We start from the raw sequence: 22,733 nt of genomic DNA on the forward strand, positions 1-22,733 counted from the left end.
GTCGACGGGTCCGGGGAGACGCCCTCCGGCAGCTCGAGCGCGGTCACGGCGGGTCAGGCCTCCACGACGCACGCCGGGGCGGGCAGCGCGAGCACGTCGACCACGTGGGCGGCACCGTCCGAGCGGCGCACGCGCAGGAGCGCGAGGTTCGACGTCGGCTCCTCCCCCGCGGGGGCGTCCTGCCGCTCGATCAGCGGGTCGTCGTTCTGGTTCGCGACGACGACGAGGTCGTGCAGCGGCTCGTCGGGCGCACCGGAGCCGGCGAGGAGGGCGAAGTGGCGGGGCCAGGCGCCGCCCACCGGGGAGTCCGCGAGGTGGCGCAGCGAGGGGACGCCACCCTCGGGCCCCGGCTCGACGGCGTGCACGGCGAGCACGTCGGCGCCGCGCACCGCGGCGAGGACGCGCGTGCCGTCCGCGGAGACCGCGACGTGCGAGGGGTAGTTCCCGCCGCCCGCAGGGGCGGCGGCGTGCGTGACGTCGTAGCGCGCGACCACGTCGTACGTGCGCGCGCCGTCGGGGCCGTCGACCGGCGCGAGGACGAACAGGGCCGGGTCGAGCTCGCCGACCACGACGAGGTGCCCGGACGGCAGCGCGGCGAGGTGGCGCGGGCCGGTCCCCGGCGGGAAGGTCGCGACGACGCGCGGGGTGGCGCCGTCGGGGGCCGCGGGGTCGTGCCGGCGCAGCTCGTCGGTGCCCAGGTCGACGACGAGCACGTCGCCGCTGCCGTCGTCGGCGGCGCCGAGGTGCGCGAGCGGGGCGACGAAGTGGGCGTGCGGCCCCTCCTGGCGGTCGGTGACCGGACCCGTCCCCGCGTGGCCCTGGCGGCGCACCGCGGTGCCGGGCCGGTCGTCCGACGCTGCGGCGAGCGCGCCGTCCGCGGCGGTCGTGACGGCCGTGAGGACGCCGTCCCCGTAGTTCGCGACGAGCACGTCGCCGCTCGCGACGACGTGGCACGGGTACGAGCCGCCCGTGGCGACACGCTCGCCCCGGGGCGCGAGACCGCCGTCGGGCCCGACCGCGAACGCCGACACCGAACCGGCATCCGTCTCCCCCACCGCGTACAGCGTGTCGCCGTCCAGCGCGAGGAACGACGGCGACGGCGACTCGGCCGCCAGCACCCCGCCCACGAACGACCCCGTCCCGGCCGCGGCGTCGACGTCGAGCCCGACGCGCCACACGCCCTCCGCGCCGTCGTTCGCCGGGTGCGGGTAGGTGCCGATCCAGAGGACGCGGGTCGCGGAGGTCATGACCCGAGCCTAGTTCTCCGGACGCGTGCCCCCGGCACCCGCCCGCCCGCGACCGGCCGGCGGCACGGCGCCCGCGGACAGGAGAGCGCCCCGCCGACGGACTCGTCGGCGGGGCGCTCCGGTGCTCGTGCGGCGTCGCGTCAGTGCGCGGCGTCGTACGCCGTCTGGATCTCCTGGGAGATGCGGCCGCGGTCGTTCACCGTGTAGCCGTTGGAGCGCGCCCACTCGCGGACCTCGGTCGCGCGGGCCGAGCCGGAGGAGCGGCTGCTGCGACGCGCGGGACGGGCCGTGCTCGTGCGGGACGAGACCTTGCGCGCGTTGCCGACCCAGGACGCGAAAGCGTCGCGCAGCTCCTGCGCATTCTTGGTGCTGAGGTCGATCTCGTAGGAGACGCCGTCGAGCGCGAACGTGACGGTCTCGTCGGCCGCGCCCCCGTCGAGGTCGTCGACGAGAATTACCTGGACTTTCTGGGCCACTGTGGTTACCTCACGCTTCACAGGAATGATTGTCCTCGTCAGGATGCCATCGAAAAGTCGGGACCGTCAATTGGCCACGCCGTTGTCCGGCGCATGTCGTCCGGGGCCGGGCGCACCATTCCTGGACGCAGGTACATCATTTCGTCGCTATTTGCGCGCGGTGACGGGTGATGCTCAGGCGTCGCGCGCGGGCGCGACATTCCCGTCGACGCCCGATTCCTGCTCCGCGTCCAGGCGCGCGAGCGCCGCGCGCTCGTTGCGGTCCGCGCGCACGATGGCGCGCATCGCCACGTAGAAGAGCACGCCGACACCGATCGAGGGGATCAGTGCCGCGACGGTGGGCCAGATGTCCATGCTGTCGATCCTAGATCTTGGGCGCGCTACTGCTGCGCGGGCTTCACGAGCGGGAAGAGGATGGTCTCGCGGATGCCGAGGCCGGTGAGCGCCATGAGCAGGCGGTCGATGCCCAGGCCCATGCCGCCCGACGGGGGCATCGCGTACTCCATCGCGGTGAGGAAGTCCTCGTCGATGCGCATGGCCTCCTCGTCGCCGGCCGCCGCGAGCAGCGCCTGCGCCTCGAAGCGCTGCCGCTGGACCACGGGGTCCACGAGCTCGGAGTAGGCGGTCGCGAGCTCCACGCCGCGCACGTAGAGGTCCCACTTCTCGACCTGGCCGCGCACCGTCCGGTGGTCGCGCGTGAGCGGGGAGGTCTCCACGGGGAAGTCGCGCACGAACGTCGGCGCGACGAGGTGGTCGCCCACCAGGTGCTCCCACAGACCCTCGACGAGCTTGCCGTGGTTCACGTTCTTCGGGTCGAAGGTGAGCTCGAACTTGTCCGCGTACGTCAGCAGCGACTCGACCGGCGTCTCGGGCGTGATCGCCTCGCCCAGCGCGTCCGAGAGCGAGTCGTACATCTTCAGCTGCGTCCATTCGCCGCCGAGGTCGTATTCCGTGCCGTCGGCGAGCGTGACCAGGGTCTTCCCGAGCGCGTCCTGCGCGGCCCGCTGCACCAGGTTCTGGGTGAGCACCGCCATGGTGTCGTAGTCGCCATAGGCCTCGTACGCCTCGAGCATCGCGAATTCCGGGGAGTGCGTGGAGTCCACGCCCTCGTTGCGGAAGTTGCGGTTGATCTCGAACACCTTCTCGACACCGCCGACGGCCGCGCGCTTGAGGAACAGCTCCGGGGCGATACGCAGGAACAGGTCGATGTCGAAAGCATTCATGTGCGTCTCGAACTGGCGCGCTGCCGCGCCTTCCGGACGCGTCTGGAGCATCGGCGTCTCGACCTCGACGAAGCCGCGCTCCCAGAAGTTCTCGCGGATCGAGCGCACGACGGCGGCGCGCAGGCGCACCGTGTCCCGGGCGGCCGGGCGCGCGATGAGGTCGACGTAGCGCTGCCGCACGCGCGCCTCCTCCGAGAGCTCCTTGTGGAGCACCGGCAGCGGGCGCAGAGCCTTCGCGGCGATCTGCCACGCGTCGGCGAACACGCTCAGCTCGCCGCGGCGCGAGCTGATGACGCGGCCGTGCGCGAAGAGGTGGTCGCCCAGGTCCACGTCCGCCTTGAACGACGCGAGCGACTCCTCGCCGACGACGGCCTGGCTCAGCATGACCTGGAGGCGGTTGCCCTCGCCGTCCTGAAGGGTCGCGAAGCACAGCTTGCCGGTGTTGCGCAGGAACACGACGCGACCGGCGACACCGACCTCGTCCTGCGTCTCCTCGCCGGTCTCCAGGTGCGCGTACGCGGCCCGGACGTCGGCGATCGTCGTCGTGCGCGGGACGGAGACGGGGTACGGCTGGTCGCCGCGCGCGAGGATCCGCTCGCGCTTCTCGCGGCGGACCTGCATCTGCTCCGGCACGTCGTCGACGTGCTCCTCGGGCTCGCGCGCGTCAGGAGAAGGGGTTCCGGCGGGGGAGGTCACCCGAGGATTCTACCGACGCTCGCACGCCGTCGAGGTAGAGGCGCAGTCACGCCCACACCTCTACTGCGCGGGACCAGGGCGCTACCTCGCGATACCAGGGCTCTCCCTCGGCGGGAGGGTGGGCAGGAGGTCCAGGGCGAGGTCGAGGATCGGGGCGGAGTGGGTGAGCGCGCCGACCGAGAGGTAGTCCACCCCGGTGCCCGCGACCTCGCGCGCGCGGTCCAGCGTGAGGTTGCCCGTGGCCTCGAGCTCGACCTTCGCCGGGACGCCGTCCTTCCCCTCGCGCGCCCGGACGGCCGCGACCGTCTCGGCGAGCACCGGCGTCGGCATGTTGTCGAGCAGGAGGAAGTCCGCGCCCGCCGAGACCGCCTCGAGCGCCTGCGCGGTCGTGTCCGCCTCGACCTGGACCAGGACGTCGGGGAACGTCCGGCGGATCGCGTCGATCGCGGCGCTCACCGACCCGGCGGCCACGACGTGGTTGTCCTTGACCATCGCGACGTCGTAGAGACCCATGCGCTTGTTCGTGCCGCCGCCGGCGCGCACCGCGTACTTCTCCAGGGCGCGCAGGCCGGGCGTCGTCTTGCGCGTGTCCAGCACCTGCGCGCCCGTCCCGGCGAGCTCGCGCGCCCACGCGCGCGTCGCCGTCGCGACGCCGGACGCACGGCTCGCGAGGTTGAGCAGCGTGCGCTCGGCCGCGAGGAGCACCTGGACCGGCCCCGTGAGCGCCGCGAGGACGCGGCCGCGACCCACGGCCGCGCCGTCGGACGCGACGAACGCCACCTCGACGGGCGGGAGCCCGAACCGCTCGGCGACCTGCCGCGTCACCTCCTCGACGACGACGAGCCCCGCCACGACCCCGTCCGCGCGCGCCACGAGGTGCGCGGTCCCGGTGGCCGACGGCGGCACGGTCGCCTGCGTCGTGACGTCGCGCCCCGGCGCGACGCCCAGGTCCTCGTCGAGCGCCCGCGTCACGGTCTCCGCGATCCACGCCGGGTCGAGCCCCGGCTCGACGCGCGACGGGACCGACCGTGCTCCGGCGTCGGACGGGCGGGCGGGAACGGGCTCGACGTGGCTGCTCACGATCACCCACGGTATCGGGTCGCGAGCGCACCGAGCCTCGGGGTGCCCCGCACGGGCGCAGGCCGCCGTCCCCGATCAGCCCAGGAGGCCCTGGAACAGCGTGAGGACGATCGCGCCCAGCCCGAGGAGGGACGGTGGCCCCGCCCACCACGCGATGTTCCGCTGCTCACGCGTGTCGGCGCCGGCCGACTCCAGCGAGGCTCGCCACCGCAGGTAGCCGCTCGGGCTCAGCGGCGCGGTCGTGACGGCGAAGGGCGAGTAGGCGAGCGCCGCCGGCACGACGACGAGCAGCACCGATGTGGGGCTGTCGAGCGTCGCTGCCAGGACCTCACCGAGCCAGACGACCAGGCCGTAGCCCACGAGCGCCGTCATCGAGACGAGGAACGACCACGGGCCGGCCCACGCGCCCCGCGATCGGGCGCGGGCCACCCACCATCCGGCGAGCCGCTCCTCCGCGCCCCAGCACACGTCGGCGAGCAGTGTCCACCCGACGAGGCCGACCAGGACGATCGCGGCGGACCACCCGTCCGTCACTGCCGGCCTCCGCTCGTCGGGCACATCCCAGGGGACAAGGGCGGACCGACCTCGGCAGCCCGATGCACCGGTTCGGCCTCCGCCGCCGAGCACGACATGGGTGTGGTCCTCCCGCGGTTCGCGTCGCCCGGGCCGTTCGCGGCGGGAGGCGAGGACTCGTCAGCGGACGCGCAGCGCCCCGTCAGCGTCGAGGGAGACGAGCACGCGGCGCTCCCACGCCGGGTCGGTGTCCGGGAAGTCGGTGCGGAAGTGGCCGCCGCGGCTCTCCGTGCGCAGCGCCGCCGCCGCCGTGAGCGCGGTCGCGACCTGGTGCACGTTCGTCGTCTCCCACTCCGCGGCCTGCGGCTGCGCGACGACGTCGCTCGCCTCGTGCGCGTCGGTGCGGACCGCGGCGAGGCGGGCCGCGGCGGCGGCGAGACCGGCGCCGTCGCGGATCACGCCGGGACCGGCCGAGGCGATCGACTGGATCCGCGAGCGCGCCGCGGCCGCGACGAGCGCCGACGGGCCGGGACGTCGGACGGGCTCGACCGGCTCGAGCTCGCCCGCCGCGACCCGGTCGGTGATCTGGCGAGCGGCGCGGTGAGCGAACACGAGGCCCTCGAGCAACGAGTTGGACGCGAGCCGGTTGGCACCGTGGACCCCCGTGCACGCGACCTCGCCGATGGCGTAGAGCCCGTCGACGGTCGACTTCCCGTGCAGGTCGGTCACGACGCCGCCCGAGTGGTAGTGCTGGGCGGGCGCCACGGGGACCGGCTCCTCGGTCCAGTCGAGACCGTTCTCCGCGAGCCGCTCGGTGATCGTCGGGAAGCGCGAGCGCAGGAAGTCGGCGCCGAGGTGTCGCGCGTCGAGCAGCACGTGGTCCGAGCCCGTGGCAGCCATCTGCCGCACGATCGCGTGCGCGACGACGTCGCGCGGCGCGAGCTCGGCCATGGGGTGCTGCGCCGGCATGAACCGGTGGCCGTCGGTGTCGAGGAGGATCGCGCCCTCGCCGCGCACCGCCTCGGAGATGAGGGGGAGCTGGCCCCGCGCGCCGAGCCCGAGCCACAGGACCGTCGGGTGGAACTGGACGAACTCGAGGTCGCCGAGCGTCGCGCCCGCGCGCAGCGCCGCCGCGATGCCGTCGCCCGTCGCCTGCGGCGGGTTGGTCGACGAGCGGAAGACCTGCCCCACTCCCCCGGTCGCGAGCACGACCGCGCGCGCGAGCACCGCGCCGACGCCGTCGCGCGTGCCCTCGCCGCGCACGTGGAGCGTGACACCGCAGGCACGCGGCGCGCCGTCGGGGCCTTCACCTGTGAGGACGTCGAGCACGAGCGCGTTCTCGATGACCTCGATGCCCGGGTCGCTGCGCACCGCGTCGAGCTGCGCGACGAGCGCGCGCGAGATCTCGGCCCCCGTCGCGTCGCCGCCCGCGTGCGCGATCCGGTCGGCGTGGTGGCCGCCCTCGCGGGTCAGCGCGATGTCGCCGTTCTCGGCGCGGTCGAAGTTCGCGCCGCGGGCCACGAGCTCGCGCACGCGCGCCGGGCCCTCGGTGACCAGCACCTCGACCGCGGCCGGGTCGCACACCCCGACGCCCGCGACGAGCGTGTCCGCGAGGTGCGCCTCGGGCGAGTCCTCGGGGTCGAGCGCCGCCGCGATGCCGCCCTGCGCCCACACCGTCGAGCCGGACGACAGCTCGCCCTTCGTGACGAGCAGGACGCGCGGCACGCGCGTCCGTAGCTCGAGCGCCGCGGTGAGGCCCGCGATGCCGGACCCGACGACCACGACGTCCGCCGTCGTCGTCCAGCCCGGTGCCGGGGCCGCGAGGGTCCGGGCGAGCACGGGAGACCCGGACCCGCCGCGTCCGCTCACGCGGGGCGCACCACGGACGCGACGGTGCCCTCGTCGACCCCGCTGCCCCCGCCGCGGAACGGGGCGAACGGCAGGCCGCTCGCCTCGAGGCCGTGGCCCGCGGGCACGAGCCCCGGCTCGTCCGAGAGCTCGACGATCCGGTTCTGCTCGTCCACGAAGACGACGTTCGGCAGGTAGGTGCGCGCGTCGGCGTCGTCGAGCATGCCGTAGGCGATGAGGATGACGACGTCGCCCGGGTTGACGAGGTGCGCGGCGGCGCCGTTGATGCACACCTGACCGGCGCCGCGCTCGCCCGGGATGACGTACGTCGTCAGGCGCGCGCCGTTGGTGACGTCCACGACGTCGACCTGCTGGCCCGGGTAGAGGTCCGCGGCGTCGAGCAGGTCGGCGTCCACGGTGATCGAGCCGACGTAGTGCAGGTCGGCCTGCGTCACCGTCGCGCGGTGGATCTTGCCGATCATCATGGGGCGCTGCAGGGACGCCGGACGGCGCGGCGGGCTCGACGGGGTCTGCGCGGTCACGCGGTACCTCCAGGTGCGGGGGCACGGCCGGCGGGGTCGGCGGCCCGGGTCGCGGGCGGCGCGATCTCGACGGCCGCGTTGTCGATGAGACGGGTGGTGCCGACGCGTGCCGCGACCAGGAGGAGCCCGGGGCCGACGGCGCCGGGCGCCAGGTCCTCCACGGTAGCGGGATCGACGAGCACCACGTAATCCAGGTCAACGCCGTCGGCGGCGTCCAGGATTCCCCGCGCGGCGGCGAGGACGCCCGGCGCGTCAGCACCCGCGTCCGCCGCGTCCTGACCGGCGCGCAGCGCGCGGCTCAGCGCGAGCGCCTCGTCGCGCTCCGCGGGCGACAGGTAGGCGTTGCGCGACGAGCGCGCGAGCCCGTCCGCCTCGCGCACCGTGGGCACCGCGAGGATCTCCACGTCCAGGTCGAGGTCGGCGACCAGACGCCGCACCGCGAGGAGCTGCTGCGCGTCCTTGGCACCGAACACCGCGACGTCGGGCCGCACGAGGTGGAGCAGCTTGAGCACGACCGTGAGCACGCCGTCGAAGTGGCCGGGCCGCGACGCGCCCTCCAGCACGGTGCCGATCCGGCCGGAGGTGACCCGGACGATCGGGCCGCCGGTACCGAGGTCGGGGTACAGCTCCTCGACGGCGGGTGCGAAGACGACGTCCACGGCGACGTCGTCGCCCGCGGCGGCCAGCAGCGCGACGTCGGCCGCGACGTCGCGCGGGTAGCGCTCGAAGTCCTCGCCCGGCCCGAACTGGAGCGGGTTGACGAAGTCCGTGACGACGACCTGCCCGTCCGGGCCGACCTCGGCCCGCGCGCGGCGCACGAGCTCGAGGTGCCCGGCGTGCAGCGCCCCCATCGTCATGACGACGGCGCGGCGCGCGCCGGGGTGGGCGGCGGCCCACCCGTCGAGAGCGGCGCGGAGGTCCGCGCGCGTCGTCACGACGCGCGGGGTCTCCGGCCGGGACGTCGGGGGGACGCCCGGGGCGGGGGTGGTGGTCATGCCGTTCCTTCGTGGTCGTGCGGGTCGTCGTGCGGCACGGCGCCCGGCCCTGCGTCGGGCGCCTCCCCGAGCGCGTCGAGGAGGGTGCGGGCGGTCGGCTCGTCGAGGCGCCCGCCCGCGAGCGCCCGGTGGGTCGCCGCGCGACCCAGCGCACGGTACGACGGCGGCACGTCGGACGCGTCGCTCGTCGCCGCGAGCGCGTCCAGGGCCGCCAGGTGCTCGCGCACCGTGCCGACGTCGCCGCGCACCACGGGTCCGGTGAGCCCGAGGAGCGCGCCCGCCCCCGCCCCCGTGCCCGACTCTGCGCCCGCGTCCGCGCCGCGGGTCGCGCCGTCGAGCGCGGCGGCGAGCAGCGGGGCGAGGGCCCGGCCCGGCTGGTCGACGCCCGCGGCCTCGAGCGCCTGCGCGGCTTGGGCGACGAGCACGACGAGGTGGTTCGCCCCGTGCGCGAGAGCCGCGTGGTACAGCCCGCGGGACTCCTCCGCCACGACGACGGGCTCCCCGCCGAGCTCCACGACGAGGGCCTGCCCGATCGGCAGGACCGGTCCCGGGGCTGTGACGGCGAACGTCGTGCCCTCGAGCCGCGCGAGGTCGAGCGACGTGCCGGTGAACGTCATGGCGGGGTGCAGCGCGAGCGGGATCGCGCCCGCGGCGCGGGCCGGGTCGAGCACGGCGGTCCCGTAGCGGCCGGACGTGTGCACGACGATCTGCCCCGGCTGCCAGGCCCCCACCTCGGCGAGGCCGCGGACCAGGCCGCCGAGCGCGTCGTCGGGCACGGCGAGGAGCACGAGCTCCGCACGCTCCACGACCTGCGGGACCTCGAGCACCGGCACGCCGGGCAGGAGGGTCTCGATGCGCTCGCGCGACGCGTCGGACACGCCGCTCGCGCCCACGACGGCGTGCCCGGTGGCGCGCAGCGCGCTGCCGAGCACCGCGCCGACGCGGCCCGCTCCCACGACGCCCACGCCCAGGCGCCCGGGCCGCGCGCCCGCCGCGCTCACGGCCGCTCCCCGTCCTCGGCCCGACGGTCGACCGGTTCCGTACCGGGCACGCGACCGGGATCGGCCGCGGGCACCGGGTCGGGCACGGGGGCGGGCTCGGGGGCGGACACAGGGGCGGGCACCAGGGGCACGTCGTCGCGCCGCATCCACAGCTCCGGGCCGGCGTGGGCACGCGCCTCGCGGGCGCGCTCGGCCTGGGTGTCGAGGAGGCGCGCGGCGTCGCCCGCGTCGAGGTGCCAGACCTTCGGCGAGACCGGGCCGGGCGTGGAGTGCACCGCGAACGTCGCGACGTCGAACCGACGCTGGAGCGGGCCCTGCTCGAGCCCGAGCGACTGCGTCCGCTCGTGCGGCACGACGACGAGGCTGCGGAACACCCGCCCGCCGCGCAGCACGAGCGCGCGGTCGGTCACCGTGAAGCCGTTGCGCCGCCACGACACGAGGTCGAGCAGGCGCGCGCGCCGCGGGGTCACCGTGAAGTGCTCGCCCGCGTCGAGGCCGGACAGGCCCTCGTCGAGGAGGGCGCGCGGGTCGGGCGTGCCGAGGTCGGGCAGCACGAGCCACAGCGCGGCGAGCGCCTCGTCGCGCGTCCCGACGGGCAGCAGCACGCTCGTCGTGTCCGACCCGTCGGAGCTCACGCCGTAACCCGCCACGTTGACGTCGACCCGCCACCAGTCCGGCCCGCGCCAGAACGGACCCTGCCGCAGCCGCACGGCCTGGACGCGGCCGGGCGGGATGGTCTGCGACCGGGTCTCCAGGAGGCCGTGCCGCAGGCGGATGCCGTCCGGCGAGATCGCCGAGCGGAAGCCGAACTCGCCCGAGAACCGCGAGAAGAGGAAGCCGCCGAAGCCGAGGACCGCGGGCAGCGCGCTGAACAGCACCCCGATCTCGCGCGTGCCGATCACGACCCCGGCGATCCCCAGGACACCGAGGACGAGGCCGACCGTCGCGCCCGACCGCACGAGCGAGGCGACGAGCCGCCCCGGACCCACCGCCGTGACCGGCTGCTCGGGCGCCTCCGGGGCGACCAGCACCTCGTCTCCTGCGGGCGCTCCGCCGATCGGCCGCACCGTCGACGGGGCGCTCGGGTCAGCCGCCGGGGACGTGGCACCGACGCCCGTCGCGCTCCCGTCCGCGACCGCCGTCGGGACGCCGGCCGGACGCTCGCGCGCGACCCGCAGGCCCGCGGCGCGCGCGAGGAGGTCGTTGCGCAGCCGGTTGGCCTCCACCTCCTTGAGGAAGCCGAGCTTCACGCCCGAGTCCGCGCCCCCGGCGACCTCGAGCTTGAGCTCCGCGAGGCCGAAGAACCGCGCGAGGAGCGGCTGCACGACGTCGACCGCCTGGAGCCGGTCCAGCCGTGCCTTGCGCTGCTGCCGGAACAGCACGCCGGTGCGCAGGTGCACCGACTCGTCGTCGACCGCGTAGCTCGTCATGCGCCACGCGAGCGCCGAGTACCCCAGTCCCACGAGCCCCACCGCGAGGATGCCGAGGAGGATCATCCACCAGCGGTTCCCCTCGAGGAGGTTCTCCCCCTCGGGCAGCCCGTTGAGCGTCTGCTGCCCGACGACGACGAGCAGCACCGCGATGACGGTCCAGCCGCGCACGAGCGGGGTGACCGGGTGCACCCGGTGCCACACGAGGTCGTCGGTGGCCGGTGCTTCGCTCACAGGCCCGCCAGCCTCGCCTCGCCGCGCGACGCGAGCCGGTCGCGCAGGCGCTCCGCCTCGGCGGGCTCGAGGCCGTCGATCGTCGCGTCCGTGGACGCCGACGCCGTGTGGAGCTGCACCTGCGCGATGCCGAGCTTGCGCGCGAGCGGTCCGGCCTGCACGTCGACGTACTGCATGCGGCCGTAGGGCACGACGACGAGCTGGCGGAACATGATGCCGTGCCGGATCAGCAGGTCGTCGTCGCGCTCGGCGTACCCGATCGCGCGCACCTGGCGCGGGACGAGCACGACCGCCCACAACCCGAGGAGCACGAGCACCCCGAGCACGAGCCACTGCCACCAGTGCGGGAAGAGGATCGCCAGCACGATCGCCGCGACCGCCGGCACCGCGAGCGTGATGCCCACCGACAGCAGGCGTGCGGTGATCAGCCGGGGGGACACGCGCGTCCACTCGATGCCGGGCGGGTCGAAGGGGCCGGTGCCGCGGGGGTCCAGGTCCCGTGCAGGGTCGGTCATGCGTCGATTCTCCCATCCCGTCCCGGTGCGCCCGGGGGCGCGTGTCGCGCGTCACGCCCGGCCAGGGCGCAGCCGGCGCCACCGGATGGCGGTGCGCTGCCGACCCGCGGGACGCGGAGCGTCAGGCGGGCGTGCTCGCGCCCGGCGTCTCCGGGTCCTCGCGCGTCGTCGAGCCCTCGCGGCCCTCGCCGCGGTCGTCGGGCGGGAGCTGGCAGAACCGCTCGGCCACGAGCCCGACGACGGCCAGCAGCACCGCGCACGCGACCGCGACCCCCGCCGCCACCGCGCGGTCGCGCTGCGCCTCGATCGAGAGGTCGGGCAGGGCCACGAGCACCTGCGCGCCGTACCAGCCCGCGAGCAGGGCTCCCGTGAGAGCGGCGGCCTTGGCGAGCACGAACGTGCGGGCCGCGCGGATCGCGTCGAGCGAGGGTCGCCTGCCCCGCTGGTAGGCGCGGACGGTCCACCCCGCCCAGAACACCGCTGCGGCGAGCGCGACGACCGCGACGTCGACGATCCACGGCACCGCCGGCAGGTGCGTGCCGCGGCCCTGGAGGAGCCGCACGACGAACCAGCCGACGACCGCCGTGGCGACGGCCACGAGCAGCAGGGTGCGGACCGAGGTGCGCCGCATCAGCGCTGGGCGTCGTGCGCGCCGCCCGAGACCGGCCCGAACGGCGGCCACGGGTCGGTCGCCGGGTGCAGGGACGCGTCGGCGAGCGGCCCGGGTGCCGACGCCTGGGCCGACTGCTGAGCCGGTTGCTGGGCCGGCGGCTGGACCGCGATCGGGGCGAAGGGCACCGACCGGATGATGCCGTCGTCGGCAGGAGTGGCCGGGTCGGCGGGAGTCTGCCCGGACGGGACCGCCACAGGCGAGGCCCCCGCCGGGTGCACGGCGACCGGGGCCTCTGCCGGGCGGACGGGCGCGAAGGCGGGGAAGGCGGGGGCGCCCGGCTCCGGGGGCTGCACGACGTCCTGCGTCGGCGGCTCGGGGTCGGGCAGCGCCGCCGGGCGGTGCGACGGGCCCGGGAACGGCGCGACGGGCGGCGACCCGGCCTCGTGCGAGCCGAACGAAACGTCCGGGACGACCGTCGGGGCCCCGTCGACCGAGGGCGCCACGCCGTCGGACACCGGGGCGAAGACAGGGCGGGCCACGGGGGCCTCCGTCGGGACCGCCTGCGGCGGGAGCGCGGCCTGCGGCGGGGCGACGGGGAGCACCGCGCCCGGGGCGGAGGGCTCCTGCGGCGGCACGGGCTGCGCGGGCAGCGGCTGCTGCGGCACCGAGGGGCGCTGGGGCAGCGCCTGGTGCGGCGCCTGCGGCGGGACGGGCGGGTGCTGGGGCCCGGCCGGCGCGGGGACGTCCTCCGGACCCGCCTGCACGCCGACCGGCCCCGACGTCGACGGTGCCTCGTGCGGCCCGGGGACGGCATCGGCCGACGGCTGCCGGTACGGGTCGTCGACGACACCGGGCTCCGCCGGAGCGGGCACGGGGGCCGCGTCGGAGGCTCCGGTCGCGACCGGGACCGCGCCCGTGGGCTCGGGCGCCGCGTCCGTCAGCCAGTCCAGCGCGAGCCACCGGATGCCGCCGCGGTCGGGCGCGGTCGCCGCGAGCGCGGCGACCGGGCCCCCACCGAGTCCGGGCAGCACCGCGTCCGGGTCGATCTGCGACCACGGCTCGAGCACGAACGCCCGCTCGTGGGCGCGGGGGTGCGGCAGCTCCAGGTCGTCCGCGACGGCCGTGAGCGTGCCGTACACGATGAGGTCCACGTCGAGGGTGCGCGGCCCCCACCGCTCGTCGCGCACCCGGCCGTGCGCGTGCTCGACGGCCTGGCACGCGTGCAGCAGGTCCCGGGCCGAGAGGCGCGTGCGCGCGAGCAGCACGGTGTTGAGGAAGTCGGGCTGGTCGGGGCCTCCGACCGCACCCGTCCGCGCGAGCGGGGAGACCTCGGTGATCTCGAGCCCGGAGATCCGGTCGAGGTCGGTGATCGCGTCGCGCAACGTCTGCTGGGCGTCGCCGAGGTTCGCACCGAGGGCGAGCACCACCTCGACGAAGCCCGCGGGGACGTCGTCCATGCGGTCGTGCTCGACGGGTGGAGCGGGGGCCTCCTCCTCCGCGGCGACCGGCGCGGCAGGCTCCTCGGACGATGCGACCGGGCCACCGGCGTCGGACGCTGCCGCCGCGACCGCGGCGGCGACGGGTACCTCGGGCGCCGCGTCACCATGACCCTCGTACGTCGGCTCGTACGTCGGCTCGTACGCGGGCTCGGCGAAGGGCGCGGGCAGCGGCTCGGCAGGAGCCGCGGGCGCCTGGTCGTGGACCGGCTCCGGCTCGTGCTCCGCGAGGGGTCCGGCGGCGGGGACCGGCCCCGGCTGCTCGGGCGCGGGCGGCTCGGCCGGCGTCGGCACCGGAGCGGTGGCCGCGCCCGGCAGGCCCTCCGCGGAGGGCTCGACCGGCGCCGGGGGTGCTGAGGCCTCGAGCAGCGCGTCGTACGGCGCCGGGGCCGGCGCGGGCGCCTCGGGACCGGACGCGGCGGACGCCGGCTCCTCGTACGCCGGCGCGGCGGGTCCGGTCACCGCCGGGGCCTCGCGCGTGGCGTCGCGCTCGTCGTCGAGGTCCTGGGCGCCACCCGCGACCTCGTGCTGCGGCTCGGGCGACGAGGGCTCGACGGGGACCGCGGTCGCGCCCGGGGGGATGCTCGGCGGCATGACGTCGGGCGCCGGGGCGAGCTCGACCCGCTCCTCGGCGACCGGGGCGTCGCCGACACCGTGGATGAGGGCGGGCGCGACCGAGCCCACGGGGATCGGCGCGACGAGCTGCTCGGACCGGCGGGAGAGCGGCGCGACGACCGGCACGACCACGCGGTCGCGGCGGATGACGACCTCGACGTCCTCGAACGGGACCGTGATCGGCGCCTGCGGCTTGTGCACGGCGACGTCGACCGCGACGACCTCGTCGTGGGTGAGGATCGTCGCCGCGATGCGCTCGGCCACCGTCTCGACGAGGTCGGCGGGCGAGCCCGCGAGGACGGCCACGACGTCCTCGGCGACGCCCGCGTAGCTGACGGTCTGGGCGAGGTCGTCCCCGCTCGCCGCCGCGCGCGTGTCCAGGTGGAGCACGACGTCGGCGCGGAAGAGCTGGCCCTCGGCCTTCTCGTGCTCGAAGACACCGTGGTGCCCCGTGGCGCTCAGGCCCGTGAGCCGGATCCGGTCGAACGGCCGTCCGTCCGCGTCGAGGACCGCTCCTGCGAACGCTGTGGTCACGTCGTGCTCCCGTCCGGTGCTCCGTCGCCGCCCGCCGGTCGGGCGGACGGACCTTTCGTCACCGTGTCTCGTTGCGTGTGTCGTGCTGCGCCGGGCCGGCCGCGCCGCGGGGCCCGTCGCCCATCCTGCTAGGTCGTGGGCCGCGCCGTCGAGTCGCTTCCGGTCCTCGGTCGGTCGGTCGCGCCCGTGCTCCCGTCCCGCCGGCCCGACCCGGCCCCGCCCGCGCGGCCCCATGCCGCCGCGACGCGCACGGCGTCGGCCGACGCCCGGACGGTGTGGACCCGCACGCACCACGCGCCCGCGGCGGCGGCGAGCGTCGTGATCGCGGCGGTCGCGTCGTCGCGCAGCAGGGGCGGCACGGGCTGCCTGTCGGACCGAGCGAGGAGGTGCCCCAGGAACCGCTTGCGGGACGCCCCGACGAGCACCGGCAGGCCGAGCTCCTCGAGCTCGTCGAGCCGCGCGAGCAGGGGCCAGTTGGACGACCCGGCCTTGGAGAACCCGAGGCCCGGGTCGAGGACGACCTGGTCGCGCCGCACCCCGGCGGCGAGCAGCGTCTCGACGCGCGTCGCGAGCTCGTCCCGCACGTCCGTGACCACGTCGTCGTACTCCTCGAGGTCGTCCATGACGTCGGCGTGCCCGCGCCAGTGCATGCAGACGTACGCGACGCCGGTGCGCGCCACGACGTCGGCCATCGCGGGGTCCGCGAGCCCGCCCGAGACGTCGTTGACGATCCGGGCACCCGCCGCGACGGCGCGCTCGGCGACGACGGCGCGCGTCGTGTCGACGCTGACGACCGCACCCTCCGCGGCGAGCGCGGAGATCACGGGCAGCACGCGCGCGAGCTCCGCCTCGACGGGGATGCGCCCGGCACCGGGCCGGGTCGACTCGCCGCCCACGTCGAGGATGTCGGCCCCCTCGCCCAGCAGCTCGCGCCCGTGCGCGACCGCGGCGTCGGGCTCGTACCACTCGCCGCCGTCGGAGAACGAGTCCGGCGTGACGTTGACGACGCCCATGACGAGCGTCCGGCCGACGTCGGCCAGCTCCTCGAGCCCGGCGACCACGAAGCGGTCCACGGGACTAGCGCCCCAGGATGAGGCTCATCGCCTCGGCCCGCGTCGCGCCGTCGCGCATCTGGCCCCGCACCGCCGACGTCACCGTGCGCGACCCCGGCTTGCGCACGCCGCGCATCGACATGCACAGGTGCTCGCACTCGACGACGACGATGGCGCCGCGCGGCTGCAGGTGCTCCACGAGCGCGTCCGCGATCTGCGACGTGAGCCGCTCCTGCACCTGCGGGCGGCGCGCGTAGACCTCGACGAGGCGCGCGAGCTTCGACAGGCCGGTGATGCGCCCGTCGACGTTGGGGATGTAGCCGATGTGCGCGACGCCGTGGAACGGCACGAGGTGGTGCTCGCACGTCGAGTACACCTCGATGTCCTTGACGAGCACCATCTCCTCGTGGCCGAGGTCGAACGTCGTCGTGAGGACGTCCGCGGCCTCCTGGCGCAGGCCCGCGAAGATCTCGCGGTAGGCGCGCGCCACGCGCGCGGGCGTCTCGCGCAGCCCTTCGCGGTCCGGGTCCTCCCCCACGGCGAGCAGGAGCTCGCGCACCGCCGCCTCGGCACGCTCCTGGTCGTACGGCGGCACGTCCGCCGGGGCGCGCAGGTCCTCGGCCGCACGGGCCCGCGTGATGGCGGTCGGTACGGCGCCCGTGCCCGGAGACTCGCCCATCAGTCCTGCCCCGGCTCGCGCACGTCCGTCGCGTCGACCGTGCCGTCGCGGCCGAGCGCCCGGTCGAGCGGGCTGTCCGCCGGGACCTCGCCGATGCGCTCCGGCGGCAGCTCGTCGTTCGCGGCGGCGGCCTCGTCCTGCGGGATCACCGGGGCACCGTTCTGCGACGCCTTCTCGGCGTCCGTGAGGACGGGCCCGCGCTGCGACACGGCGCGCTGCTCGCTCGAGAGCCACACGTCGCGCGCGTCGCGCTTGACGACCGGCTCGAAGACCCGCGCGAGCTCCGCCTGGTTCAGCGTCTCCTTCTCCAGGAGCTCGAGCACGAGCGCGTCGAGCACGTCGCGGTACTGCGTGAGCACCTCCCACGCCTCGTCGTGCGCGGCCTCGACGAGCTTGCGCACCTCGTGGTCGACGGTGCCCGCGACGGACTCGGAGTAGTCGCGCGTGTGGCCCATGTCGCGGCCCATGAAGGGCTCGCCCGAGCCGGTGCCCAGCTTGATCGCGCCGACGCGCTCGCTCATGCCGTACTCGGTGACCATCTTCTTGGCGATCGCCGTGGCCTTCTCGATGTCGTTCGAGGCGCCCGTGGTCGGGTCGTGGAAGACGAGCTCCTCGGCGACGCGGCCGCCCATGGCGTAGGCGAGCTGGTCGAGCAGCTCGTTGCGCGTCGTGGAGTACTTGTCCTCGGTCGGCATGACCATCGTGTACCCGAGCGCGCGGCCGCGCGGGAGGATCGTCACCTTGGTGACGGGGTCCGTGTAGCGCATCGCCGCGGCGACGAGGGCGTGCCCGCCCTCGTGGTACGCCGTGATCTTCTGCTCCTTGACGTTCATGACGCGCGTGCGCTTCTGCGGCCCGGCCACGACGCGGTCGATCGCCTCGTCGAGCGCGCGGTCGTCGATGAGCTGGGCGCCGCTGCGGGCGGTGAGCAGCGCGGCCTCGTTGAGCACGTTCGCGAGGTCGGCGCCGGTGAAGCCGGGCGTGCGGCGCGCGACCGCGGCGAGGTCGATCTCGGGGACGATCGGCTTGCCCTGGGCGTGCACGCGCAGGATCGCCTCGCGGCCCTTGAGGTCGGGCGCCTCGACGGCGACCTGGCGGTCGAAGCGGCCCGGGCGCAGGAGCGCCGGGTCGAGGATGTCGGGGCGGTTCGTCGCCGCGATGAGGATGACGTTCGTCTTGACGTCGAAGCCGTCCATCTCGACGAGGAGCTGGTTCAGGGTCTGCTCGCGCTCGTCGTGACCGCCGCCCATGCCGGCGCCGCGGTGACGGCCGACGGCGTCGATCTCGTCGACGAAGATGATCGCGGGCGAGTTCTCCTTGGCCTGGGTGAACAGGTCGCGGACGCGGCTCGCGCCGACGCCGACGAACATCTCGACGAAGTCCGAGCCGGAGATGGAGTAGAACGGCACGCCCGCCTCGCCGGCCACGGCGCGCGCGAGCAGCGTCTTGCCCGTCCCGGGCGGGCCGTAGAGCAGCACGCCCTTGGGGATCTTGGCCCCGACGGCCTGGAACTTGTCCGGCTCCGCGAGGAACTCCTTGATCTCGTGGAGCTCCTCGACCGCCTCGTCGGCACCGGCGACGTCCGCGAACGTCACCTGCGGGGTGTCCTTGGAGACCAGCTTGGCGCGCGACTTGCCGAAGCCCATCACGCGCGAGCCGCCGCCCTGCATGCGCGAGAGCAGGAACCAGAACAGCACGCCGATGATGAGGAACGGGATGAGCAGGCCGAGCAGCGAGGACCAGAACGACGGCTGGGCGACCTCGGAGTTGTACCCGTCCTTCGGCTCCGCCTGGACGACCGCGTCGACCACGGCCTCGCCCTGGGGCTGGACGTAGTAGAACTCGACGTTCTTGCCCTTGTTCTCCTCGGTGTCCGTGCCCTCGTCGACCACGTAGTCGTCGGACAGCGTGAGGCGCACGCGCTGGTCGCCGTCCACGATGAGGGCCTGCTCGACCGTGTCGCCCGAGAGCAGCTCGAGGCCCTGGGACGTGTCGATGCGCTGGACCGTCGGGCGCGACAGCGTCGCGAACGCGATCCACAGGATCACGAGGCCCAGGACGATCCAGACGATCGGCCCACTGAGAATCTTCTTGATGTTCATCGGCGACGGGGCGTGCGCCCCGGATCCCTCCGCTCGCGCAAGTGTTCGGGCTCGAAACTACACTCTGGACCTTGACGCCTGCTGGGGATCGCGCCTCTGTTCGCCCAGGGCGTGGCCCACGTCCCCTGGGCGCGGGCGCCACGGCGCCCGGACGCGGGACACCGCCGCGCCACCACGGCGAAGGGCGTCCCGCCTCCCGTTCAGCTCGAGTACACGTGCGGCGCGAGCGTCCCGACGAACGGCAGGTTGCGGTACTTCTCCGCGTAGTCGAGGCCGTAGCCCACGACGAACTCGTTCGGGATGTCGAACCCGACGTACCGGACGTCCACGTCCGTCTTCGCGGCGTCGGGCTTGCGCAGCATCGCCGCGATCTCGACCGAGGCCGGCCCGCGCGAGCGCAGGTTCGACAGGAGCCAGGAGAGCGTGAGGCCCGAGTCGATGATGTCCTCGACGATGAGCACGTTGCGGCCCGTGAGGTCGGCGTCGAGGTCCTTGAGGATCCGCACGACGCCCGAGGACTTGGTGCCCGACCCGTACGACGAGACCGCCATCCAGTCCATCTCGACGTGGCTGTGCAGGCGGCGCGCGAGGTCCGCCATGACCATGACGGCGCCCTTGAGGACGCCGACGAGCAGGAGGTCCTTGCCCGCGTAGTCGCGGTCGATCTGCGCCGCGATCTCGTCGAGCCGCGCACCGAGCTGCTCCTCGGTGAGCAGGATGTTCTCGAGGTCGCCTGCGACGTCCGATGCTTCCACGGGGGTCACTCCTGAGGTGTGGGGGTGGTGGGGGTGCTGAGGGTGGTGAGGGCTCGTGGGGGGATGCCGCGCCGGGGCGTCGTCTCCGGGCCCAGGGAAAGCCTGCCACACGCGCGCGCGGCCCTCAGGTCGCCCGGCAGGTGCACGGGGCCCTGGCCCCGCCACGCCGTGACGAGCGCGTCGAGCGCGTCGACGTGCACGGCGAACAGGTCGCCCGCGGGGCAGCCCGCGCGCAGCGCCGCCGACCGCAGTGCCCGACGACGCAGCGCCGGGTGCGCCGCGGCGAGCACCCCGGCGTCGAGCACCACGCCGCCGGGATCGGACGCCACGAGCCCGCCCACGGGTCTGTCCGCGTCCGGCGACGCCTCGGGTGCCGTCGCGACGGCGGTCGCGAGGAGGTCGGCGGCGAGCGCGTCGAGCAGGTCGGCGTCGTCGCGCAGGAGGTCGGCCGTGCGCGCGAGCGCCGGCACCGCGCCGGGCCCGAGCACCTCGACGAGCGCGGGAACGACGCGTCCGCGCACCTGCGAGCGCAGGGGCGGCGGGGCGACGCCCGGCAGCACCGCCGCGTCGCCCGGCACGTCGTTGGTCGGGTCGTCCCACCACGCGAGCCCGAGCGTGCGGCACACGGCCTCGGTGTGCGCGCGCCGCAGCGCGAGGAAGGGGCGCCGGTAGACGCCGCGTCGCGCCGTCATCCCCGCGAGCGAGCGGGCACCAGCCCCCCGAGCGAGCCCGAGCAGCACCGTCTCCGCCTGGTCGTCGAGCGTGTGGCCCAGGAGCACCGCGGCGGCACCGTGCTCGGTCGCCGCGGCGTCGAGCGCCGCGTAGCGGGCCGTGCGCGCGCCGGCCTCCGGGCCGTCGCCCGAGGCGGGCACGACGACGCCGCGCACCTCGACCGGGTCGAGCCCCAGGTCGCGGCACCGCCCGGCCGCTGCCGCCGCGACGTCGGCGCTCCCCGCCTGGAGCCCGTGGTCCACGACGACGGCGCCCGCGCGCAGCCCGAGCCGGGGCGCGACGAACGCCGTGGCCGCTGCGAGCGCCGTCGAGTCCGCACCGCCCGAGCACGCGACGAGCACGAGGGACCCGGGGTCGAGGTCCCCGACCGCCCCGCGCACGGCCCGGCGCACGGCGGCGACGACGGGTGCCGGCCCGCCCACCGGCTCAGCCGTGGACGCGGCGCACCCAGGCGCGCGCGTCGGCGATCTCGCGGGCGGTCGGCAGGTTCTCGGGCGCCGCCCACACGGCGTTGAACCCGTCGCGCCCGACCTCCTTCTCGACCGCGCGCACGAACGCCGCGCCGTCGCGGTACTGGGCGATCTTGGCGTCCATGCCGAGCACGCGCCGGAGCACGACGTCGAACCCGGAGCGACCGTCGCCGTCGCGCCTCGCCTCGAACTTGCGCCGGATGCTGCGCACCGTGCGCACGGTGCGTGGCCCGACGGCGTCCATCGCGACGTCGGCGTGGCCCTCCAGCAGCGCCATGACGGCCGTGACGTCGGCGAGGCGGTCCTGCTCCTCGGGCGTGAGGAGCCCGTCGACGAAGGTCCCTTCCTCGCCGCGCACGGCGTGGAGGACGGCGCGGCCCACGGTGGCGAGCTTCTCGCGCAGCCGCGCCTCGGCGAGCCGGCGCGACGAAGCGGACAGCTCGGTGAGGAGCGCGCTCGCGCGCGTGCGCAGGTGGTCCGCGAGCCACGGCGCGGTGGCGAACTGCAGCGCGTGCGTCTGCTCGTGCAGGCACACCCAGAGACGGAAGTCGGCGGGCTTGAGGTCGAGCGCGCGCTCGACCTGCAGGACGTTCGGCGCCACGAGCACGAGCCGCCCGGGCGAGCCGGTGGCCGCGGGCGACGGGCCGCCGTCGGGCACGACGCCGGTCGCGGCCGCGGGGCCGCCCAGCCCGCTGTAGGGGTCGAACTGGCCGAGGACCCGGCTGGAGAGGACCGCGAGCACCGACCCCACCTGGGCGGCCCCGACGAGCGCCGTCGCCTGCGGGACACGTCCGCGCTCGCCGACGAGCGCATCGGTCACGCCGTCGGTGAGCGACGCCATGATCTCGGTGTTGGCGCGGGCCCAGCGCGCGCGGTCCACGACGTACACGGTGCCGAGTGCGGTCGTCGGCCCGGCCGTCGGACTGCCCGCGGCGGGACTCATGCGCGTCACGTCGAGCACGTGGGGCACGGCAGTCTCTGCCGCGGTGCGCAGCCCCTCGACCAGGTCGGCGAGCTCGTCGCGCGACGCCTGCGGGCCCGGGCGCGCGAGCCGACCCGCGATCTGGGCGGCGGCCGACCAGTCGACGATCGAGGTGTCACCACGTGACGGGTCGCTGCCCGAACGGCCGTCCTGCTCGACGAGTGTCACCGTCTCACCGTATCCCGGGACCGGGGGTCGCGTGAGGGGTGGGGATATACTTCCGGGATATACGACCGAGGAGGCTCGCCGATGGTCCGCACGACGGTGTTCCGCAGCAACCGGACGCAGGCAGTCCGCCTGCCCAAGGCGGTCGCGCTGCCCGACGACGTCCGCGAGGTCGAGGTCCGGGCCGTCGGCAGGTCCCGGGTGATCACGCCGACGGGCTCCGGCTGGGACGAGTGGTTCGACCACGGTCTCCGCGTCGCCGCCGACTTCCTTCCCGACCGCGACCAGGGGACCGCCGAGGAGCGCGATGCCCTGTGAGCACGCTCTACCTGCTGGACACCAACATCCTGGTGGCTCTGCTCCGCGGGAACGGCTCGGCGGCGCGCCCGCGGCTACGGGGGGCAGAAGGGCGCATCGCGGTCTCGACGGTGAGCGAGATGGAGCTCGAGTACGGCATCGAGAGGTCGGACGCACCACATCGCAACCGTCAGGCGGTCGACGAGCTGCTGTCGCTCGTGGACGTGCTCCCCTTCGACGGTCTCGCGGCGATGCACGCCGGACGCGTCCGTGCCCTCCTCGCCGCCCGCGGCACGCCCATCGGGCCCTACGACGCCCTCCTCGCCGGGCACGCCCGGTCGCTCGGTCTCGTCATGGTGACGAACACCGTCCGCGAGTTCTCTCGCGTCCCCGGTCTCGAGGTCGAGGACTGGCTCACGGAAGCGTCGGACGAACCGTGAG

At 75.4% G+C, this 22,733-nt stretch carries 22 protein-coding genes; 2 read left to right on the forward strand and 20 right to left on the reverse strand.

The genetic code is table 11. From position 1 onward, the window contains the following. Window positions 1–53 precede the first annotated feature (53 nt). The 20 genes from ACN9MS_RS16665 to ACN9MS_RS16760 form a co-directional block, all read right to left on the reverse strand. The gene (locus ACN9MS_RS16665) at window positions 54–1,247 is read right to left on the reverse strand and encodes a lactonase family protein (protein WP_426309554.1); all 1,194 of its coding nucleotides are present in this window, start codon (window positions 1,245–1,247) and stop codon (window positions 54–56) included. 140 nt (window positions 1,248–1,387) lie between these two features. After that, window positions 1,388–1,723, reverse strand: a complete 336-nt coding sequence (locus ACN9MS_RS16670) for a histone-like nucleoid-structuring protein Lsr2 (RefSeq protein ID WP_378233782.1) — start codon at window positions 1,721–1,723, stop codon at window positions 1,388–1,390. A 174-nt stretch (window positions 1,724–1,897) separates the two neighbouring features. Next, window positions 1,898–2,077: a hypothetical protein gene (locus ACN9MS_RS16675; RefSeq protein ID WP_378233781.1), complete on the reverse strand. Its 180-nt coding sequence runs from the start codon at window positions 2,075–2,077 to the stop codon at window positions 1,898–1,900. Window positions 2,078–2,103: 26 nt separating this feature from the next. Next, window positions 2,104–3,567: a lysine--tRNA ligase gene (gene lysS / locus ACN9MS_RS16680; protein WP_426311917.1), complete on the reverse strand. Its 1,464-nt coding sequence runs from the start codon at window positions 3,565–3,567 to the stop codon at window positions 2,104–2,106. A 156-nt stretch (window positions 3,568–3,723) separates the two neighbouring features. Further along, a complete protein-coding gene (gene nadC, locus ACN9MS_RS16685; protein ID WP_426311918.1) occupies window positions 3,724–4,626 on the reverse strand; it encodes a carboxylating nicotinate-nucleotide diphosphorylase in 903 nt (300 codons plus the stop codon). Window positions 4,627–4,797: 171 nt separating this feature from the next. Next, window positions 4,798–5,256 carry a hypothetical protein gene (locus ACN9MS_RS16690; RefSeq protein WP_141391019.1) on the reverse strand — a complete coding sequence of 153 codons (459 nt, stop codon included), beginning with the start codon at window positions 5,254–5,256 and terminating at the stop codon, window positions 4,798–4,800. Between the two features lie 159 nt (window positions 5,257–5,415). Beyond that, the gene (locus ACN9MS_RS16695; protein ID WP_426309555.1) at window positions 5,416–7,104 is read right to left on the reverse strand and encodes an L-aspartate oxidase; all 1,689 of its coding nucleotides are present in this window, start codon (window positions 7,102–7,104) and stop codon (window positions 5,416–5,418) included. After that, window positions 7,101–7,568, reverse strand: a complete 468-nt coding sequence (panD, locus tag ACN9MS_RS16700; protein ID WP_426311919.1) for an aspartate 1-decarboxylase — start codon at window positions 7,566–7,568, stop codon at window positions 7,101–7,103. The genes ACN9MS_RS16695 and panD overlap by 4 nt, the downstream gene beginning before the upstream one ends. A 53-nt stretch (window positions 7,569–7,621) precedes the next feature. After that, window positions 7,622–8,620: a pantoate--beta-alanine ligase gene (gene panC, locus ACN9MS_RS16705; protein ID WP_426309556.1), complete on the reverse strand. Its 999-nt coding sequence runs from the start codon at window positions 8,618–8,620 to the stop codon at window positions 7,622–7,624. Next, window positions 8,617–9,621, reverse strand: coding sequence for a Rossmann-like and DUF2520 domain-containing protein (locus tag ACN9MS_RS16710; RefSeq protein ID WP_426309557.1), 1,005 nt, complete (start codon window positions 9,619–9,621; stop codon window positions 8,617–8,619). Before ACN9MS_RS16710 ends, panC begins: the two co-directional genes overlap by 4 nt. Continuing rightward, a complete protein-coding gene (locus ACN9MS_RS16715; RefSeq protein ID WP_426309558.1) occupies window positions 9,618–11,285 on the reverse strand; it encodes a PH domain-containing protein in 1,668 nt (555 codons plus the stop codon). Before ACN9MS_RS16715 ends, ACN9MS_RS16710 begins: the two co-directional genes overlap by 4 nt. Continuing rightward, window positions 11,282–11,800, reverse strand: a complete 519-nt coding sequence (locus ACN9MS_RS16720) for a PH domain-containing protein (RefSeq protein WP_426309559.1) — start codon at window positions 11,798–11,800, stop codon at window positions 11,282–11,284. The genes ACN9MS_RS16715 and ACN9MS_RS16720 overlap by 4 nt, the downstream gene beginning before the upstream one ends. A 121-nt stretch (window positions 11,801–11,921) precedes the next feature. Further along, window positions 11,922–12,431, reverse strand: coding sequence for a DUF3180 domain-containing protein (locus ACN9MS_RS16725; RefSeq protein WP_426309560.1), 510 nt, complete (start codon window positions 12,429–12,431; stop codon window positions 11,922–11,924). Then, the gene (folK, locus tag ACN9MS_RS16730; protein WP_426309561.1) at window positions 12,431–15,058 is read right to left on the reverse strand and encodes a 2-amino-4-hydroxy-6-hydroxymethyldihydropteridine diphosphokinase; all 2,628 of its coding nucleotides are present in this window, start codon (window positions 15,056–15,058) and stop codon (window positions 12,431–12,433) included. The genes ACN9MS_RS16725 and folK overlap by 1 nt, the downstream gene beginning before the upstream one ends. A 128-nt stretch (window positions 15,059–15,186) precedes the next feature. Next, window positions 15,187–16,071 carry a dihydropteroate synthase gene (gene folP / locus ACN9MS_RS16735; protein ID WP_426311920.1) on the reverse strand — a complete coding sequence of 295 codons (885 nt, stop codon included), beginning with the start codon at window positions 16,069–16,071 and terminating at the stop codon, window positions 15,187–15,189. A gap of 64 nt (window positions 16,072–16,135) precedes the next feature. After that, window positions 16,136–16,789, reverse strand: a complete 654-nt coding sequence (folE, locus tag ACN9MS_RS16740) for a GTP cyclohydrolase I FolE (RefSeq protein WP_426309562.1) — start codon at window positions 16,787–16,789, stop codon at window positions 16,136–16,138. Then, window positions 16,789–18,891, reverse strand: a complete 2,103-nt coding sequence (gene ftsH / locus ACN9MS_RS16745) for an ATP-dependent zinc metalloprotease FtsH (RefSeq protein ID WP_426309563.1) — start codon at window positions 18,889–18,891, stop codon at window positions 16,789–16,791. The genes folE and ftsH overlap by 1 nt, the downstream gene beginning before the upstream one ends. A 200-nt stretch (window positions 18,892–19,091) precedes the next feature. Next, entirely contained in the window at window positions 19,092–19,646 is a 555-nt protein-coding gene (hpt, locus tag ACN9MS_RS16750) for a hypoxanthine phosphoribosyltransferase (RefSeq protein WP_047233909.1), read from the reverse strand. Window positions 19,647–19,651: 5 nt separating this feature from the next. Next, on the reverse strand, window positions 19,652–20,800 hold the full coding sequence (gene tilS, locus ACN9MS_RS16755; protein WP_426309564.1) for a tRNA lysidine(34) synthetase TilS: 1,149 nt from the start codon (window positions 20,798–20,800) through the stop codon (window positions 19,652–19,654). Window positions 20,801–20,804: 4 nt separating this feature from the next. Next, on the reverse strand, window positions 20,805–21,998 hold the full coding sequence (locus tag ACN9MS_RS16760) for a zinc-dependent metalloprotease (protein ID WP_426309565.1): 1,194 nt from the start codon (window positions 21,996–21,998) through the stop codon (window positions 20,805–20,807). Between the two features lie 81 nt (window positions 21,999–22,079). On the opposite strand from ACN9MS_RS16760, the gene vapB reads away from it, so the two are divergent. Further along, the gene (gene vapB, locus ACN9MS_RS16765; RefSeq protein WP_426309566.1) at window positions 22,080–22,313 is read left to right on the forward strand and encodes a type II toxin-antitoxin system VapB family antitoxin; all 234 of its coding nucleotides are present in this window, start codon (window positions 22,080–22,082) and stop codon (window positions 22,311–22,313) included. After that, window positions 22,310–22,732, forward strand: coding sequence for a type II toxin-antitoxin system VapC family toxin (locus tag ACN9MS_RS16770; RefSeq protein ID WP_426309567.1), 423 nt, complete (start codon window positions 22,310–22,312; stop codon window positions 22,730–22,732). The genes vapB and ACN9MS_RS16770 overlap by 4 nt, the downstream gene beginning before the upstream one ends. Window position 22,733: the final 1 nt, after the last annotated feature.

Source organism: Cellulosimicrobium sp. E-16, from assembly GCF_049913115.1.
Classification (GTDB): Bacteria; Actinomycetota; Actinomycetes; order Actinomycetales; family Cellulomonadaceae; genus Cellulosimicrobium.

Bases quoted from the DNA above. Each gene is read 5' to 3' on its own strand.
- ACN9MS_RS16665 (WP_426309554.1), bottom strand. From the start codon at position 1,247: ATGACCTCCGCGACCCGCGTCCTCTGGATCGGCACCTACCCGCACCCG.
- ACN9MS_RS16675 (WP_378233781.1), bottom strand. From the start codon at position 2,077: ATGGACATCTGGCCCACCGTCGCGGCACTGATCCCCTCGATCGGTGTC.
- lysS (WP_426311917.1), bottom strand. From the start codon at position 3,567: ATGCAGGTCCGCCGCGAGAAGCGCGAGCGGATCCTCGCGCGCGGCGAC.
- panD (WP_426311919.1), bottom strand. From the start codon at position 7,568: ATGATGATCGGCAAGATCCACCGCGCGACGGTGACGCAGGCCGACCTG.
- panC (WP_426309556.1), bottom strand. From the start codon at position 8,620: ATGACCACCACCCCCGCCCCGGGCGTCCCCCCGACGTCCCGGCCGGAG.
- ACN9MS_RS16720 (WP_426309559.1), bottom strand. From the start codon at position 11,800: ATGACCGACCCTGCACGGGACCTGGACCCCCGCGGCACCGGCCCCTTC.
- ACN9MS_RS16725 (WP_426309560.1), bottom strand. From the start codon at position 12,431: ATGCGGCGCACCTCGGTCCGCACCCTGCTGCTCGTGGCCGTCGCCACG.
- folP (WP_426311920.1), bottom strand. From the start codon at position 16,071: ATGGGCGTCGTCAACGTCACGCCGGACTCGTTCTCCGACGGCGGCGAG.
- folE (WP_426309562.1), bottom strand. From the start codon at position 16,789: ATGGGCGAGTCTCCGGGCACGGGCGCCGTACCGACCGCCATCACGCGG.
- ftsH (WP_426309563.1), bottom strand. From the start codon at position 18,891: ATGAACATCAAGAAGATTCTCAGTGGGCCGATCGTCTGGATCGTCCTG.
- vapB (WP_426309566.1), top strand. From the start codon at position 22,080: ATGGTCCGCACGACGGTGTTCCGCAGCAACCGGACGCAGGCAGTCCGC.